The organism is Streptomyces sp. NPDC023481 (assembly GCF_055560195.1).
This window is the reverse complement of the sequence record NZ_JBVHJE010000024.1, coordinates 64268-79153: the sequence shown is the minus strand read 5'-3', so window position 1 is coordinate 79153 and position 14886 is coordinate 64268. Positions and strand designations below refer to the sequence as shown.

Annotated in this window: 15 protein-coding genes and 1 riboswitch; of the genes, 11 read left to right on the top strand and 4 right to left on the bottom strand. The window is 72.5% G+C overall.

Going from position 1 to position 14886, the window contains the following annotated elements; all coding sequences use genetic code 11:
* Positions 1-306: 306 nt before the first annotated feature.
* Together ACZ3ZD_RS34440 and ACZ3ZD_RS34435 are read left to right on the top strand one after the other, a co-directional pair.
* Positions 307-1095, top strand: coding sequence for a carbon-nitrogen hydrolase family protein (locus ACZ3ZD_RS34440; protein ID WP_467406459.1), 789 nt, complete (start codon positions 307-309; stop codon positions 1093-1095).
* A gap of 49 nt (positions 1096-1144) precedes the next feature.
* Positions 1145-2842: a flavin monoamine oxidase family protein gene (locus tag ACZ3ZD_RS34435; protein ID WP_467406454.1), complete on the top strand. Its 1698-nt coding sequence runs from the start codon at positions 1145-1147 to the stop codon at positions 2840-2842.
* A 127-nt stretch (positions 2843-2969) separates the two neighbouring features.
* On the opposite strand, the gene ACZ3ZD_RS34430 is transcribed toward ACZ3ZD_RS34435, so the two are convergent.
* Positions 2970-3656, bottom strand: a complete 687-nt coding sequence (locus tag ACZ3ZD_RS34430; RefSeq protein ID WP_467406451.1) for a DUF5995 family protein — start codon at positions 3654-3656, stop codon at positions 2970-2972.
* Positions 3657-3836: 180 nt separating this feature from the next.
* Positions 3837-5252 carry a uracil-xanthine permease family protein gene (locus ACZ3ZD_RS34425; RefSeq protein WP_467406448.1) on the bottom strand — a complete coding sequence of 472 codons (1416 nt, stop codon included), beginning with the start codon at positions 5250-5252 and terminating at the stop codon, positions 3837-3839.
* Between the two features lie 176 nt (positions 5253-5428).
* On the opposite strand from ACZ3ZD_RS34425, the gene ACZ3ZD_RS34420 reads away from it, so the two are divergent.
* Positions 5429-5887, top strand: coding sequence for an acyl-CoA thioesterase (locus tag ACZ3ZD_RS34420; protein ID WP_467406446.1), 459 nt, complete (start codon positions 5429-5431; stop codon positions 5885-5887).
* Here the strand turns inward: ACZ3ZD_RS34420 and ACZ3ZD_RS34415 are convergent.
* Positions 5847-7061 carry an MFS transporter gene (locus ACZ3ZD_RS34415; protein ID WP_467406443.1) on the bottom strand — a complete coding sequence of 405 codons (1215 nt, stop codon included), beginning with the start codon at positions 7059-7061 and terminating at the stop codon, positions 5847-5849. The genes ACZ3ZD_RS34420 and ACZ3ZD_RS34415 overlap by 41 nt on opposite strands.
* Positions 7062-7189: 128 nt before the next feature.
* Here ACZ3ZD_RS34415 and ACZ3ZD_RS34410 point away from each other — a divergent pair, with 128 nt between their 5' ends.
* Positions 7190-8428 (top strand): ROK family transcriptional regulator, encoded by a 1239-nt coding sequence (locus ACZ3ZD_RS34410; RefSeq protein WP_467406441.1) that lies wholly within the window; start codon positions 7190-7192, stop codon positions 8426-8428.
* Between the two features lie 271 nt (positions 8429-8699).
* On the opposite strand, the gene ACZ3ZD_RS34405 is transcribed toward ACZ3ZD_RS34410, so the two are convergent.
* Positions 8700-9446: an SDR family oxidoreductase gene (locus ACZ3ZD_RS34405; RefSeq protein ID WP_467406545.1), complete on the bottom strand. Its 747-nt coding sequence runs from the start codon at positions 9444-9446 to the stop codon at positions 8700-8702.
* A 322-nt stretch (positions 9447-9768) separates the two neighbouring features.
* Positions 9769-9899: riboswitch (FMN riboswitch) on the top strand.
* Between the two features lie 162 nt (positions 9900-10061).
* Here ACZ3ZD_RS34405 and ACZ3ZD_RS34400 point away from each other — a divergent pair.
* From ACZ3ZD_RS34400 to ACZ3ZD_RS34370, 7 genes are read left to right on the top strand one after another with little or no spacing between them, the layout of a single operon-like run.
* Positions 10062-10670: a riboflavin synthase gene (locus ACZ3ZD_RS34400; protein WP_467406438.1), complete on the top strand. Its 609-nt coding sequence runs from the start codon at positions 10062-10064 to the stop codon at positions 10668-10670.
* Positions 10667-11308 (top strand): nicotinamide mononucleotide transporter family protein, encoded by a 642-nt coding sequence (locus ACZ3ZD_RS34395; protein WP_467406435.1) that lies wholly within the window; start codon positions 10667-10669, stop codon positions 11306-11308. The genes ACZ3ZD_RS34400 and ACZ3ZD_RS34395 overlap by 4 nt, the downstream gene beginning before the upstream one ends.
* Positions 11305-12594 carry a bifunctional 3,4-dihydroxy-2-butanone-4-phosphate synthase/GTP cyclohydrolase II gene (locus ACZ3ZD_RS34390; protein WP_467406430.1) on the top strand — a complete coding sequence of 430 codons (1290 nt, stop codon included), beginning with the start codon at positions 11305-11307 and terminating at the stop codon, positions 12592-12594. The genes ACZ3ZD_RS34395 and ACZ3ZD_RS34390 overlap by 4 nt, the downstream gene beginning before the upstream one ends.
* 59 nt (positions 12595-12653) lie before the next feature.
* On the top strand, positions 12654-13139 hold the full coding sequence (gene ribH, locus ACZ3ZD_RS34385; RefSeq protein ID WP_467406425.1) for a 6,7-dimethyl-8-ribityllumazine synthase: 486 nt from the start codon (positions 12654-12656) through the stop codon (positions 13137-13139).
* 34 nt (positions 13140-13173) lie between these two features.
* Complete coding sequence (locus ACZ3ZD_RS34380) at positions 13174-13446, top strand: phosphoribosyl-ATP diphosphatase (RefSeq protein WP_467406421.1); 273 nt, start codon at positions 13174-13176, stop codon at positions 13444-13446.
* Between the two features lie 50 nt (positions 13447-13496).
* On the top strand, positions 13497-14345 hold the full coding sequence (gene hisG, locus ACZ3ZD_RS34375; protein ID WP_467406418.1) for an ATP phosphoribosyltransferase: 849 nt from the start codon (positions 13497-13499) through the stop codon (positions 14343-14345).
* 15 nt (positions 14346-14360) lie between these two features.
* Entirely contained in the window at positions 14361-14831 is a 471-nt protein-coding gene (locus ACZ3ZD_RS34370; RefSeq protein WP_467406416.1) for a PH domain-containing protein, read from the top strand.
* Positions 14832-14886 lie beyond the last annotated feature (55 nt).

Genomic DNA, 14886 nt, shown 5'->3' with positions numbered 1-14886 from the left:
GCCCCGGGACGGGGCTTCGGCCCGGGTCCGCGCGCACCTCCGCGCGCGGACCCGGGCCGTTCCGCGTCAGGGGGCCCGGACGCCGGTGGACGTCCGCCGCCGGTCGCGCCGGGGGCAGCCGGGGACCCGCCGATGGGCTGATCGGGGGTCTGCCAGGGGGAGAGGCGCAACGAATCGCCGTCCCGCGCCCGCCGTACGCAACGAACCGCGCACCGGCGCGCAACGGCTCCTGCTTGTCCGGCCGAGCGCGCCGACCGTACCGTCTTCCTGACCCCCCAAACGTCCCGTTCCGGTGAAGGATGCCCCATGCGCACCGCCCTGCTCCAGAGCTCCGGCCGCCCCGGTTCCGTCGCCGAGAACCTCAAGGTGCTCGACGAGGCCGCGGGCCGGGCCGCCGCCGCGGGCGCCGGGCTGCTGGCCGCGCCGGAGATGTTCCTGACCGGGTACGCGATCGGCGACGACATCGCCCGCCTCGCCGAGCCGGCCGACGGTGACGGGGCCGACACGGTCGCCGAGATCGCCACCCGGCACGGCATCGCCGTCGCCTACGGCTACCCGGAGCGCGCCGGCGACACCGTCTACAACTCCGCCCAGCTGGTCTCCGCCGACGGCACCCGGCTCGCGAACTACCGCAAGACCCACCTCTTCGGCTGCTTCGAGCGCGACCACTTCACGCCGGGCGGGCAGCAGGTCGTACAGGCCGAGCTGAACGGCCTCACCGTGGGCCTGCTGATCTGCTACGACGTCGAGTTCCCGGAGAACGTCCGCGCCCACGCCCTGGCCGGCACCGACCTCCTCGTCGTACCGACCGCGCAGATGCACCCCTTCCAGTTCGTCGCCGAGTCGATGATCCCGGTGCGCGCCTTCGAGAACCAGATGTACGTCGCGTACGTCAACCGGGTCGGCCGGGAAGGGGAGTTCGAGTTCGTCGGCCTGTCCGTCCTCGCCGGTCCCGACGGGGTCGCCCGCACCCGCGCCGGCCGCGCCGAGCAGCTCGTCCTCGCCGACGCCGACCCCGCCTTCCTGGCCGCCTCCCGGGAGAACAACCCCTACCTCGCGGACCGCCGCCCCGGTCTGTACGGCTCCCTCGTCTGAGCCGCCGAGCCTCCCCCCTGTTCCACCTCGTGCAAGGAGTCCGTACCCCATGACGTCCACGGTGCCCAACGCCGTCGAGCACACCGACGAGCAGCAGCCGCCGATCACCATGTTCGGCCCGGACTTCCCGTACGCCTACGACGACTTCCTCGCCCACCCGGCGGGCCTGGGCCAGATCCCGGCGACCGAGCACGGCACCGAGGTCGCGGTCATCGGCGGCGGCCTGTCCGGCATCGTGGCCGCCTACGAGCTGATGAAGATGGGCCTCAAGCCCGTCGTCTACGAGGCCGACCAGATCGGCGGCCGGCTCCGGACGGTCGGCTTCGACGGCTGCGACGAGTCGCTGACCGCCGAGATGGGCGCGATGCGCTTCCCGCCGTCCTCCACCGCGCTCCAGCACTACATCGACCTGGTCGGCCTGGAGACCAGGCCCTTCCCCAACCCGCTGGCCGAGGCGACCCCGTCCACCGTGGTCGACCTCAAGGGCGAGTCGCACTACGCCGAGACGATCGACGACCTGCCCCAGGTGTACCGGGACGTCGCCGAGGCGTGGGGCAAGTGCCTCGAAGAGGGCGCCGACTTCTCCGACATGAACCGCGCCATGCGCGAGCGGGACGTGCCCCGCATCCGCGAGATCTGGGCGAAGCTGGTCGAGAAGCTCGACAACCAGACCTTCTACGGCTTCCTCTGCGACTCCGAGGCCTTCAGGTCCTTCCGGCACCGCGAGATCTTCGGCCAGGTCGGCTTCGGTACCGGCGGCTGGGACACCGACTTCCCGAACTCCATCCTGGAGATCCTCCGCGTCGTCTACACCGAGGCCGACGACCACCACCGGGGCATCGTCGGCGGCTCGCAGCAGCTGCCGCTGCGCCTGTGGGAGCGCGAGCCGGAGAAGATCGTCCACTGGCCGTACGGCACCTCGCTCGCCACGCTCCACGAGGGCGGCGAGCCGCGGCCGGCCGTGACCCGGCTGCACCGCACCGCCGGCAACCGGATCACCGTGACCGACGCGAACGGCGACATCCGCACCTACCAGGCGGCGATCTTCACCGCCCAGTCCTGGATGCTGCTGTCCAAGATCGCCTGCGACGACTCGCTGTTCCCGATCGACCACTGGACCGCGATCGAGCGCACCCACTACATGGAGTCCAGCAAGCTGTTCGTCCCGGTGGACCGGCCGTTCTGGCTGGACAAGGACGAGGAGACCGGCCGGGACGTCATGTCGATGACGCTCACCGACCGCATGACCCGCGGCACCTACCTGCTGGACGACGGCCCGGACAAGCCCGCCGTGATCTGCCTGTCCTACACCTGGTGCGACGACAGCCTGAAGTGGCTGCCGCTGTCCGCGAACGAGCGGATGGAGGTCATGCTGAAGTCGCTCGGCGAGATCTACCCGAAGGTCGACATCAGGAAGCACATCATCGGCAACCCGGTGACCGTCTCCTGGGAGAACGAGCCCTACTTCATGGGGGCCTTCAAGGCCAACCTGCCCGGCCACTACCGCTACCAGCGGCGCCTGTTCACGCACTTCATGCAGGACCGGCTGCCGGAGGACAAGCGGGGCATCTTCCTCGCCGGCGACGACATCTCCTGGACGGCCGGCTGGGCCGAGGGTGCCGTCCAGACCGCGCTGAACGCGGTGTGGGGCGTCATGCACCACTTCGGCGGCACGACCGACGCGACGAACCCGGGCCCGGGTGACGTCTACGACGAGATCGCGCCCGTGGAGCTTCCCGAGGACTGACCCGGGAGGCGCCCGGAGGACGAACGGGCGACGAACGGGGGACCCCCGGGAGGGCACCCGGGGCACGAACGGGGCGCGGGCGGCCGGAACCGACTCCGGCCGCCCGCGCCTTTTCCACGAGGCCGGGTCAGTCGGCGAGCGGTGTCAGCAGCATCCGGCCTGCGAACCCCACCGCCGCGTCCAGCCGTTCGGTGAACTCCTCGGCCACGTCGGCGCAGTGCCGCAGCACCCACAGCGCCCGGGCCGCCGCCCAGGTCGCGTCCCGGGCCCGCTCCAGGCTCCAGGAGCCCAGCAGATGGGTGAGCGGGTCGGCGATCTGCAGCAGGTCGGGGCCCGGCATCAGATCCTCGCGGATGCGTTCCTCCAGCGACCCGAGGAGATCGCCCACGCGGTCGAACTCGTCCTCGAGATCGGCCGGTTCGCAGCCGAGCGTGTGGCAGGCGTCGACCACGGCCAGCGCCAGGTCGTGCCCGATGTGGGCGTTGATACCGGCCAGCGCGAACTGCAGCGGCCGTACCCCTGGATGGCGGCGGAACTGGAACAGCGGGCGCCAGCAGGCGGGCGGGCGGCGGTCCGCGGCCACCGCGTCGACCGCGGCCAGGTACCGCTCGGCGAACCGCACGTCCAGGGCGGCCGCCGCGCGTGGGTCCGGGAACTCCCCGGTGTCCAGGCGGCGGTCGATCTCCTCGGTGACGGCGAGGTAGACGCGGTTGAACACGGCGACGCCGTCCCGTGCGGGCAGCGCCGCGTCGAGCGCGCGCATCCGCGTGACGACGGCGTCGACGGGGGAGCTGAGCAGTTCCGTCCGGACCATGGGGGAAGGGTCCCAGCCCGGCACCGGCCGGCGTGCCGACCGGCCCGGTGCTTCGCCGGAACGGGGGAACGCCGGGCGAGGGCCTCGTCTCGCCGATCCACGGCTCGGCGTCCTACGGTCCACGTCCTACGGCTCTGCGGCTCGGCGTCCTACGGCCCACCGCCTCGGCGTCCTACGGCTCTACGGCTCGGCGCGCGGCGCCCGTGTGCCCGGTTCCCCCTCCGCCTCCTTGCCGTAGGCGGAGGTGCCCTCGTCCAGCAGCGGTCGCTGCTCCTTGAGATGGGCCGGGGCGAAGGCGCGCAGCGCGTGGTAGCCGGTGATGACGACCAGCGTGCCGAGGGCGATACCGCTGAGCGAGAAGGTGTCGGTGAACTTCATGGTGACGTTGCCGACGCCGATGATGATGCCCGCGGCGGCCGGCACCAGGTTCAGCGGATTGCGCAGGTCCACGCCGGCGTGCAGCCAGATCTGCGCGCCGAGCAGGCCGATCATGCCGTAGAGGATCACGGTGATGCCGCCGAGGACCCCGCCCGGGATCGCGGCGACGACCGCGCCGAACTTCGGGCAGACGCCGAAGAGCAGCGCGAAGCCGGCGGCGGCCCAGTAGGCGGCGGTGGAGTAGACGCGGGTCGCGGCCATCACGCCGATGTTCTCCGAGTAGGTGGTGTTCGGCGGGCCGCCGACGGCCGTCGACAGCACGGAGGCGACGCCGTCCGCCGAGATCGCCGTACCGAGCTTGTCGTCCAGCGGGTCGCCGGTCATCTCGCCGACCGCCTTGACGTGGCCCGCGTTCTCGGCGACCAGGGCGATGACCACCGGCAGCGCGACCAGGATCGCCGACCACTGGAAGGACGGCCCGTGGAAGTGGGGCAGGCCGATCCAGTCGGCCTTGGAGACGCCGGAGAGGTCCAGCCGCCAGTGGTCGGTGACCTTGCCGCCCGGGCCCGTCGAGTGGATCCTGCCGAAGATCCGGTCGAAAGCCCAGGAGATGCCGTACCCGAAGACCAGGCCGAGGAAGATCGCGATCCGGGACCAGAACCCGCGCAGGCAGACCACGGCCAGGCCGGTGAAGAGCATCACGAGCAGGGCCGTCCACTGGTCCTGCGGCCAGTAGGTGGAGGCGGTCACCGGGGCCAGGTTGAAGCCGATCAGCATGACGACCGCGCCGGTGACGATCGGCGGCATCGCGGCGTGGATGATCCGCGCGCCGAAGCGCTGCACGGCGAGGCCCACCAGGAACAGCACCACGCCGACGACGAGCACCGCGCCGGTCACGGTCGCGCTGGTGCCGCCCTGGGCGCGGATGACGGCGGCCACGCCCACGAACGACAGGGAGCAGCCGAGGTAGCTCGGCACCCGGCCGCGGGTGGCGAGCAGGAAGATCACGGTCGCCACGCCCGACATCATGATCGCCAGGTTCGGGTCCAGGCCCATGAGCACCGGGGCCACGAAGGACGCGCCGAACATCGCGACCACGTGCTGGGCGCCCAGGCCCACGGTGCGGGGCCAGGAGAGCCGTTCGTCGGGGCGTACCACCGCTCCGGGCGCGGGCGTGCGCCCGTCTCCGTGCAGCTTCCAGCGCACGCCGAGATCCATGGGGGTTTCGCTTTCTCTGTACTGAGGTGGTCCGAACCATTGTCAGGGGTAGCGGGCGGCCGCACGCTCATGTGGCCGGCGGGCCGGCACCACCGGACGGGATCCTGAGCGGTCGCTTAGTATGTTCGGGTACGGGGGTGCCACCACCCCGCCAGCGCTGCCCAGGAGCCCGTCCCGTGACCGCCGAAGCCCCGTCCGCCCCCGCCGTCTCCCACGGCCGGCTGATCCCCGTCACCGTCCACTTCGACGACCTCGACGCGCTCGGGCTGCTGCACAACGCCCGCTACCCGCTGATGGTCGAGCGCGCCTGGACCGAGCTGTGGCAGGGGTACGGCGTCCGCTTCGACGGCGACTGGGCGGCGGCCGGCGACGCCTGCAACGCCGTCAAGGAACTGCGCATCACCTACGAGGCCCCGGTCACCAGCCCCGGCGGCTACGCCGTCCACCTCTGGCTGGAACGGCTCGGCACCACCGGCCTCACCTACGGCTTCCGCTTCTGCTCGGCCGACGGGAGCCTGACCTACGCCCACGGCACCCGGGTGCTGGTCCGGCTGGACGCGACGACCATGCGCCCCGCGCCCTGGAGCGAGGCCTTCAGGGCCGCGGGTCGGGAACTGCTGCGGCCCGCGGACTGACCTGCCCGCCGCCCCCGCGCTCGGCGGTGCGCAGCACGCCCGCGAACACCGCCAGGCCGCCGGCCAGCACCGTCACCACCCCGAAGGACACCACCAGGCTGGTCGCCTGGGCCACCCCGCCGATCAGGCTCGGCGCGACCAGGCCCGAGGTGTAGGTGATGGTCGCCACGCCCGCGATGGCCTGGCTGGGGTTGGGCCCGGCGTGCCCGGCCGCCGCGAAGCAGAGCGGGACGACCACCGCGATGCCGAGGCCCATCAGCGCGAACCCGGCCATCGCCACCGCCGGATGCCCGGCGACCACGACCAGCAGCCCGCCCAGCACGGCCAGGACACCGCCGGCCCGCACGGTGCGGACCGCGCCGAACCGGTCGACCACCGCGTCCCCGGCGATCCGGGCGACCGCCATGGTCAGCATGAACCCGGTCGTGGAGGCCGCCGCCAGCCCGGCCGAACCGTCCAGCCGGTCCCGCAGGTACACCGCCGACCAGTCCAGGCTGGCGCCCTCCGCGAACACCGCGCAGAAGCCGACGGCGCCGATCAGCAGCGCCGAGCGCGGGGGCAGCGCGAACCGCGGCGGCGGCTCCTCGTCCTCGGCGGCCTGGAGGTCCGGTACCCAAGCGCAGTACACGAACCCGAGCAGCGTGAGGACGGCCGCCGCGAGCGCGAAGTGCAGGCGGGCGTCCGAACCGAGGTGTGCGGCCAGGGTGCCGGCCGCCGAGCCGATCAGGGCGCCCGCGCTCCACATGCCGTGCAGCCCCGACATGATCGACTTGCCGAGCCGCCGCTCGACCTCCACGCCGAGCGCGTTCATCGCCACGTCGGCCATGCCCGCGGACGCGCCGTAGGTGAACATCGCCAGGCACAGGGTGAGCAGGTTCGGCGCGACCGACGGCAGCACGAGGGACAGCGTCCACAGGGCGAGCAGCCCGCGCAGCGCCGTACGGCTGCCGAAGCGGTGGCTGATCCGGCCCGCCAGCGGCATCGCGCAGGAGGCGCCGAACGCAGTGAAGGCCAGCGCGAAGCCCAACTGGCCCGCACTGAGCGAGGCGTGGTCCTGGACCCACGGCACGCGGGTCGCGAACGAGCCGGTCACGGCGCCGTGCACGGCGAAGACGGCCGCCACGGCGTACCGGGCGCGCCTGAGCTCGCCGGGCGCGTACCTCACGTCACTCACGATTCTGCCCCTCCCCTGGAGAGCCCGGCCCCGCTCCACTGCGACGCGCCGTAAACTATCAGGAACCCTGCCTGATAGATAGCGGTCGGAAAGCGCTCGTAGCGCAGGCGATCTGGGAGGATCCCGTCATGCCCGCATCACCCAGTACCGCCCGGGCCATCAACGACCGGCTGGCCCTGCGGCTGCTGCAGCAGGAAGGCCCGCTCACGGCAGGGCAACTGAAGCTGCTCACCGGACTGTCCCGGCCGACGGTCGCCGACCTGGTCGACCGGCTGACCGCCTCCGGTCTCGTCACGGTGGTCGGCGAGTCCGGTGCCCGGCGCAGGGGCCCCAACGCCCGGCTCTACGGCCTCGTCGCCGACCGCGCCCACCTCGCCGCCCTCGACGTCCGCACCCAGGGCGTCCTGGTCCTCGTCTCCGACCTGCTCGGACGGGTACTGGCCGAGGCGTCCGTGCCGATCGGCGGGGACACCGGCACCGGTCCCGCGGTGGAGCAGGCGGTGGCCGCCGTGGAACGGGCCCTGAAGGAGGCCGGCGCCGACCGGCTGCACACCGTCGGCATCGGCGCGCCCGGCCTCATCGACCCCGCCACCGGTGACCTGCGCGACTCCGCCGGGCTGCCCGCCTGGCACCGCAGCCTGGCCGCCGTCCTCCAGGACCGGCTGCCCGGCGCCCGGGTCACCGTGGAGAACGAGACCAACCTGGCCGCCCTCGCCGAACAGCGCGAGGGCGCGGCCCGGGACCGGGACACCTTCGTGCTGCTCTGGCTCGGGCACGGCGTCGGCGCCGCGGTCGTCCTGGACGGCACCCTGCGCCGTGGGGCCTCCGGCGGCACCGGCGAGATCGGGTTCCTGCCGGTACCGGGCACGGACGCCCTCCCCGCCGCGACCGACTGCGCCGGCGGCTTCCACTCCCTGACCGGCGCGGCGGCGATCACCGCCCTGGCGGCCCGGCACGGCCTCGTGCCCCCGCCCTCGCCGGACGGGCCGGGGGCGGCGGCGGTGGTACGGGGGGCGGTGGCGGAGGCGGCGCAGGACCCGTGGGCCGGCACGGGGTCCGGGGACGGCCCCGCCGCCCGCTTCCTGGGGGCCCTGGCCGACCGCATCGCCGTGGGCGTCGCCTCCGTGGTCGCCGTCCTGGACCCCGGCTGCGTGGTCCTCGGCGGCGAGGTGGGCCAGGCCGGGGGAGAGGTCCTGGCCGGCCTGGTGGAGGACCGGCTGCGCCGGATGTCCCCCCTGGCCACGGAGGTCCGCGCGAGCAGCCTGGGCGGCCCGGCGGTACTGCGCGGTGCGCTGCTGACGGCTCGCGAGCGCGCGCAGGAGGAACTGTTCGCGCCGCCGGAGGGGGCGGGTGCGCTGAACGGGTGAGACCCGGCAGTGCGACGTGCTTCCCGCCCCGCGCGTTCGGGTGTGGGTGAGGGTGCGGCTGTGCGCGGTGCCGGCCGGCAACCGGCCGGCACCGCGCACTGGGCCGGTCCACATCGGCCGGTGCCGCACCCTGCGCCCGATGCACGCAGTGGCCCTGGCGGTGCGGCCTTGCTCCGTGGAGCGCTCCGGGGGCGCACGGCGAGCTGTTCGCGCCGCCCGGGCGGGCGGGCCGGTGCGGCCGTCCGCGGGCGGTGCCCGTGGGCAGGTGCCGTCAGTTCTGACCGAAGCGCCGCTCCAGGTACTCCTCGAAGGTCACCTTGCCCACCGCGCGGTCCGGGGCCAGGTGGCCGCCCGACCGGAAGGCGCGGTACGCCTTCCCGGCCAGGGGCACTCGGACCACCGGGCGGCGCCGGCCGGTCGCTCGCAGGTAGGCGTGGGCCAGTGAGTCGAACGTCCGGACCTCGGGGCCGGCCAGGTCGGGCACTCGTCCGGCCGGTGCACCGAGCGCCAGCTCCGCCAGCCGGTCGGCCACCTCCGCCACCTCGACGGGCTGGTCCGCCACTCCCGCGGGGAGCATCAGCACCGGCGGTTTGGCCAGGCCCTGGAGCACCGAGACCACCAGGTCGTGGAACTGGGTCGCCCGCAGCACGGTCCAGCCGAGCCCGGACTCCTCGACCAGCCGCTCCACGGCGAGCTTGCTCCGGTAGTAGCCGAACGGCACCCGGTCCACGCCGACGATGGAGATGTACACCAGATGGCCCACCCCGGCCCGCCGGGCCGCCGCGAGCAGATTCCGGGCGGGCTGCTCGTCGCCGCCCCGGGGTGAACTGGCGCAGTGCACGACCGTCTCCGCGCCGGCCAGCGCCGCGTCCAGGCCGGCACCGCCCGTGCGCAGGTCCACCGCGTACGGCTGGGTGTGCCGGCTGAGCACCCGTACCTCATGGCCGTCCGCCCGCAGCCGCCGCGTGACGAGCCGGCCGAGCGTCCCCGTTCCGCCGGTCACCAGGATCGTGGTCATGCCGTTCTCCGTCTCCTCGGACACCGGGGTGCTCCCCCGTGGAGCACCCCTCGTGTCCCAGGACGGATCGGAACCACCGAAACGTGACACGGCCCGGCGGCGGGCAAGGGCCGTCGTCACCGCCGCCGGGCCCGTCCGCACCCTAAAAGGACTAGACCAGTAAGGTCAATGGTCCGGACCGGGCTCGACGCACCGCCCGCGGTGGCGGGTTGACCAGCACGGTTGCACCGCGCGAAACGAGCGGTACACACTGTGAGCGAGCCCACATGGATCACCCGCCTGGACGAGTACGGGGCGTGGCACACTGGCCCTGTACCAGAAGCAGCGCACTCCGGGGTCGGTGAAAGTCCGAACCGGCGGTTACAGTCCGCGACCCGGTCGCTTCCAGCGGCCGGTTGACCAGGTGAAATTCCTGGACCGACGGTTAAAGTCCGGATGGGAGGCAGTGCGCGGCGGGCGGGCACGCGTCTCAGGTGTGCGCGCCGCCGTTTCGGGATCCGTCCGTGTCCGGACGTGTCCGTTCCGGCGACGCCCCGGTGTGTGTTCGTCCGTACGTTCTGTCGTCATCGACAGTGCCCCGGAGTCCGTGCCCGAAGAGGCAGGAGGACCCGGGAAGTGTTCACCGGAATCGTCGAAGAGCTGGGTGAGGTCACCGCCGTCGAGAACCTCGGCGACGCCTCCCGCTTCCGGCTCCGCGGCCCCGTCGTGACCAAGGGCGCGCAGCACGGCGACTCCATCGCCGTGAACGGGGTCTGTCTCACGGTCGTGGAGCACGAGGGCGACGAGTTCACCGCCGACGTCATGGCCGAGACCCTGAACCGCTCCAGCCTCGGCGCGCTCACCGCCGGCTCCCGGGTCAACCTGGAACGCCCCACCGCCGTCGGCGCCCGCCTCGGCGGCCACATCGTGCAGGGGCACGTGGACGGCACCGGCGAGATCCTGGCCCGCGAGCCCTCCGAGAACTGGGAGATCGTCAGGATCTCCCTCCCCGCGGAACTCTCCCGGTACGTGGTGGAGAAGGGCTCCATCACCGTCGACGGCATCAGCCTCACCGTGGTCGACGCCGGCGCGGACCACTTCACCGTCAGCCTCATCCCGACCACCCTCGCCCTCACCACGCTCGGCGTGAAGCAGCCCGGCGACCCGGTGAACCTCGAGGTGGACGTCATCGCCAAGTACGTCGAGCGGCTCCTCGGCGACCGTGCGCGGGGGGACGCCAAGTGAACTGGATGAACTCCGAGGCGTTCACCCTCTTCGGCCAGCACATCATCTGGTCGGACATGGTCGGCAACATCCTGGGCCTCATCACCCTCGCCCTCGGCTGGCGCCGCTCCCTGTGGACCTGGCCCGTCCAGTTCCTGTCCGGTCTCGTCCTCTTCGCCGCCTTCTACGGCCACCTGACCGGCAGCGCCGGCAAACAGGTCGTCGTCATGGCCGTGGCGCTGTACGGCTGGTGGCAGTGGCAGCGCAGCAGGAACCGGTCCACGGACGGCCACATCACGCCCCGGTTCGCCACCTGGCCCGAGCGCGCGGCGATGCTCGCCGCGGCCGCCGCCGGCACGGTCGCCGTCGCCCTGCTCTTCACGGCCTACCCGAAGCTGTCCTGGGACCCCTGGCCCGACGCCTACATCTTCGTCGGCACCATCGTCGCGATGTACGCGCAGGCCAAGAGCATGGTCGAGTTCTGGTTCGCCTGGCTGCTCGTCGACCTCGTCGGCGTCCCCCTCAACTTCGCCAACGGCTACGCCTTCTCCGGATTCGTCTACGTCATCTACGGCGCACTCGTCCTGTGGGGCATGCGCGACTGGTGGCTGCGCTCCCGCCGGGGCCCGCAGCCCGTACTGGAAGGAGCGCCGGCATGACCTCGGCACCGCTGCTGTACGACGGCGACGACCTGGACGACCTCGCACTCGACCCGGTCGAGCAGGCCATCGCCGACATCGCGGCCGGCCGCCCGGTGATCGTCGTGGACGACGAGGACCGGGAGAACGAGGGTGACCTCGTCATCGCCGCCGAGAAGATCACCCCCGAGATCGTCGCCTTCATGATGAGCGAGTGCCGGGGCCTGATCTGCGCGCCCCTGGAGGGTGACGAACTGGACCGGCTCCAGCTGCCGCAGATGGTGGACGCCAACACCGAGTCCATGAAGACCGCCTTCACCGTCTCGGTGGACGCCTCCGCCGCGCACGGGGTGAGCACCGGCATCTCCGCCGCCGACCGCGCCACCACCCTCCGCCTCCTGGCGAGCGGCACCGCCCGGCCGGACGACCTCGTCCGCCCCGGCCACGTCTTCCCGCTGCGCGCCAGGGCGGGCGGCGTCCTGGTCCGCAACGGCCACACCGAGGCCGCCGTCGACCTCGCCCGGCTCGCGGGCCTGCGCCCGGCCGGCGCCATCGTGGAGATCGCCGGCGAGGACGGCCGGATGCTCCGCCTGCCCGAACTGGTCCCGTTCGCCCGCAAGCACGGCCTGACGATCATCTCCATCGAGGACCTGATCGCCTACCGCCGTGGCAGCGAGCCCACCGTCCGCCGCGAGGCGGAGACCCGCCTGCCCACCCGGCACGGCACCTTCACCGCCTACGGCTACCGGTCCACCGTCGACGGCGTCGAGCACGTCGCCCTCGTCCACGGCGAGATCGGCGACGGCGAGGACGTCCTGGTCCGCGTCCACTCCGAATGCCTCACCGGCGACGTCTTCGCCTCCCTGCGCTGCGACTGCGGCCCCCAGCTGGACACCGCCCTGGAACGCATCCAGGCCGAGGGCCGGGGCGTCGTCGTCTACCTGCGCGGACACGAGGGACGCGGCATCGGCCTGCTGTCGAAGCTGCGCGCCTACGCGCTGCAGGAGCAGGGCCACGACACCCTGGACGCCAACCTCGAACTCGGCCTGCCCGCCGACGCCCGTGACTACGGCGCCGGCGCGCAGATCCTCGCCGACCTCGGCGTGCGCGGGGTCCGGCTGATGACCAACAACCCCGACAAGACCGACGCGCTGCTCCGCCACGGCCTGAAGGTCACCGGCCGCGAGCCTATGCCGGTCCAGGCCGGCGAGCACAACCTCCGCTACCTGCGCACCAAGCGGGACCGGATGGGCCACGACCTGCCCTGGCTCGACACACCCGCGGTGTCGGCCTGCGGCAACCAGTAGGCAAGACAGCAAGACAGCAAGACAGCAAGCAGGACAGCAAGACAGCTCTGAGGAGAGACGTGAGCGGCAAGGGTGCACCGGAACTGTCCGTACGCAACGTGAGCGACCTCCGGGTCGCCGTCATCGCGGCGCAGTGGCACGACAAGGTGATGGACGGACTGGTTAACGGCGCCCTGCGCGCCCTGCACGACCTGGGCATCGACGAGCCGACCCTGATCCGGGTCCCCGGCAGCTTCGAACTGCCCGTCGCCGCCAAGGTCCTCGCGGGCCGCGGCTACGACGCGGTGGTCGCCCTCGGCGTCGTCATCCGCGGCGGCACCCCCCACTTCGACTACGTGTGCCAGGGCGTCACCCAGGGCCTCACCCAGGTCTCCGTCGAGACCGGCGTCCCCGTCGGCTTCGGCGTGCTCACCTGCGACACCGAGGAGCAGGCCCTGGACCGGGCCGGCCTGGAGGGCTCGAACGAGGACAAGGGCCACGAGGCGGTGACGGCCGCCGTGGCGACCGCGGCCACCCTCCGCTCGGTATCCGAACCCTGGCACTAGGGAGACGCCCGCACCGCGTAGGGTGGGGCGCACCATGTCCAAGAAGACGTTCGAGGAGCTCTTCACCGAGCTCCAGCACAAGGCAGCCCAGGGCGATCCCGCCACCTCCCGCACCGCCGAGCTGGTCGCCAAGGGCGTCCACGCCATCGGCAAGAAGGTCGTCGAGGAGGCCGCCGAGGTCTGGATGGCCGCCGAGTACGAGGGCAAGGAGGCGGCAGCCGAGGAGATCTCGCAGCTGCTGTACCACGTCCAGGTGATGATGGTCGCCCGCGGCATCACCCTGGACGACGTCTACGCCCACCTGTAAGCCGCCCCCGCACCCACCACCGTAGAGAACGAGCAAAGGAAGCCGACCCCATGCTGCGCATCGCCGTCCCCAACAAGGGTTCCCTGTCCGGCCCTGCGGCGGAGATGCTGCATGAGGCCGGCTACCAGCAGCGCCGCGAGTCCAAAGAGCTGCGCATCGTCGACCCGGAGAACGAGGTCGAGTTCTTCTACCTCCGCCCCCGTGACATCGCGATCTACGTTTCCACCGGCCGCCTCGACATCGGCATCACCGGCCGTGACCTGCTGATCGACTCCGGCGCCGACGCCGAGGAGATCCTCCCGCTCGGCTTCGCCCGCTCCACCTTCCGCTTCGCCGCCAAGCCGGGCACCGCCGAGGGCCTCGCGGACCTCAAGGGCCGCACGGTCGCCACCTCCTACGAGGGCATCGTCGCCAAGCACCTCGCCGACGGCGGCATCGACGCCTCCGTCGTCCACCTGGACGGCGCCGTCGAGACCGCGATCGAGCTGGGCGTCGCCGAGGTCATCGCCGACGTCGTGGAGACCGGAACCAGCCTGCGCAACGCGGGCCTGGAGGTCTTCGGCGAGCCGATCATGAAGTCCGAGGCGATCGTCGTCCGCCGCACCGGCGCCGACGCCGAGGAGCCGAAGGTCCAGCAGTTCCTGCGCCGCCTCCAGGGCGTCCTGGTCGCCCGCACGTACGTGATGATGGACTACGACTGCCGGGTCGAGCAGCTGGAGAAGGCCGTCGCGCTCACGCCCGGCCTGGAGTCCCCGACCGTCTCCCCGCTGCACAACGAGGGCTGGGTCGCGGTTCGCGCCATGGTCCCCTCCAAGGAGGCCCAGCGGATCATGGACGACCTCTACGCCATCGGCGCCCGCGCCATCCTGACCACGGCCATCCACGCCTGCCGCCTCTGAGGGGTACGCCGACCGATGTCCGAATCCACCCCCCTTCCCGACCTCCCCGCCACCTTCCGGCCGGGCCACACCCGGGTGATCCTGCTCACCGCCGGTGTCGTGATCCTCGTCGTGATCTCCGGCATGGCGATGCTGCTGGACCAGCTCGGCCCGGGGGAGCGGCTCAGCTTCGTCCTCACCGGCGCGCTCATCTTCTGGGTGCTGGCCCAGCTCGCCCGGGTGAAGGTGGTCGCCGACCGGACCGGCGTCACCGTGGTGAACATCGCCAGCAAGCGGCGCCTGGCCTGGGCGGAGATCCTCCGGGTGAACCTCCGGCCGGGTGACCCCTGGGTGTTCCTCGACCTGAGCGACGGCAGCAGCCTGCCCGCGCTCGGCATCCAGCCGGGCATCGCCAAGCGGCGCGCCATCGCCGACGCCCAGGCCCTGCGCGCGCTCGCCGAGGCCCACTCGGCGTCGTCCGCCCTGCCGCACGAGCCCAGATCTTGATTAATCTGGTGGGTGGAGGCCATCTCGCTGCGCCTCTGCCCCTGCGCGCCGCCCG

What these genes read in the sequence shown, in the direction of transcription:
- ACZ3ZD_RS34440 (WP_467406459.1), top strand. Translation starts at nt 307, where the DNA reads ATGCGCACCGCCCTGCTCCAGAGCTCCGGCCGCCCCGGTTCCGTCGCC.
- ACZ3ZD_RS34435 (WP_467406454.1), top strand. Translation starts at nt 1,145, where the DNA reads ATGACGTCCACGGTGCCCAACGCCGTCGAGCACACCGACGAGCAGCAG.
- ACZ3ZD_RS34430 (WP_467406451.1), bottom strand. Translation starts at nt 3,656, where the DNA reads ATGGTCCGGACGGAACTGCTCAGCTCCCCCGTCGACGCCGTCGTCACG.
- ACZ3ZD_RS34425 (WP_467406448.1), bottom strand. Translation starts at nt 5,252, where the DNA reads ATGGATCTCGGCGTGCGCTGGAAGCTGCACGGAGACGGGCGCACGCCC.
- ACZ3ZD_RS34410 (WP_467406441.1), top strand. Translation starts at nt 7,190, where the DNA reads ATGCCCGCATCACCCAGTACCGCCCGGGCCATCAACGACCGGCTGGCC.
- ACZ3ZD_RS34405 (WP_467406545.1), bottom strand. Translation starts at nt 9,446, where the DNA reads ATGACCACGATCCTGGTGACCGGCGGAACGGGGACGCTCGGCCGGCTC.
- ACZ3ZD_RS34390 (WP_467406430.1), top strand. Translation starts at nt 11,305, where the DNA reads ATGACCTCGGCACCGCTGCTGTACGACGGCGACGACCTGGACGACCTC.
- ACZ3ZD_RS34380 (WP_467406421.1), top strand. Translation starts at nt 13,174, where the DNA reads ATGTCCAAGAAGACGTTCGAGGAGCTCTTCACCGAGCTCCAGCACAAG.
- hisG (WP_467406418.1), top strand. Translation starts at nt 13,497, where the DNA reads ATGCTGCGCATCGCCGTCCCCAACAAGGGTTCCCTGTCCGGCCCTGCG.
- ACZ3ZD_RS34370 (WP_467406416.1), top strand. Translation starts at nt 14,361, where the DNA reads ATGTCCGAATCCACCCCCCTTCCCGACCTCCCCGCCACCTTCCGGCCG.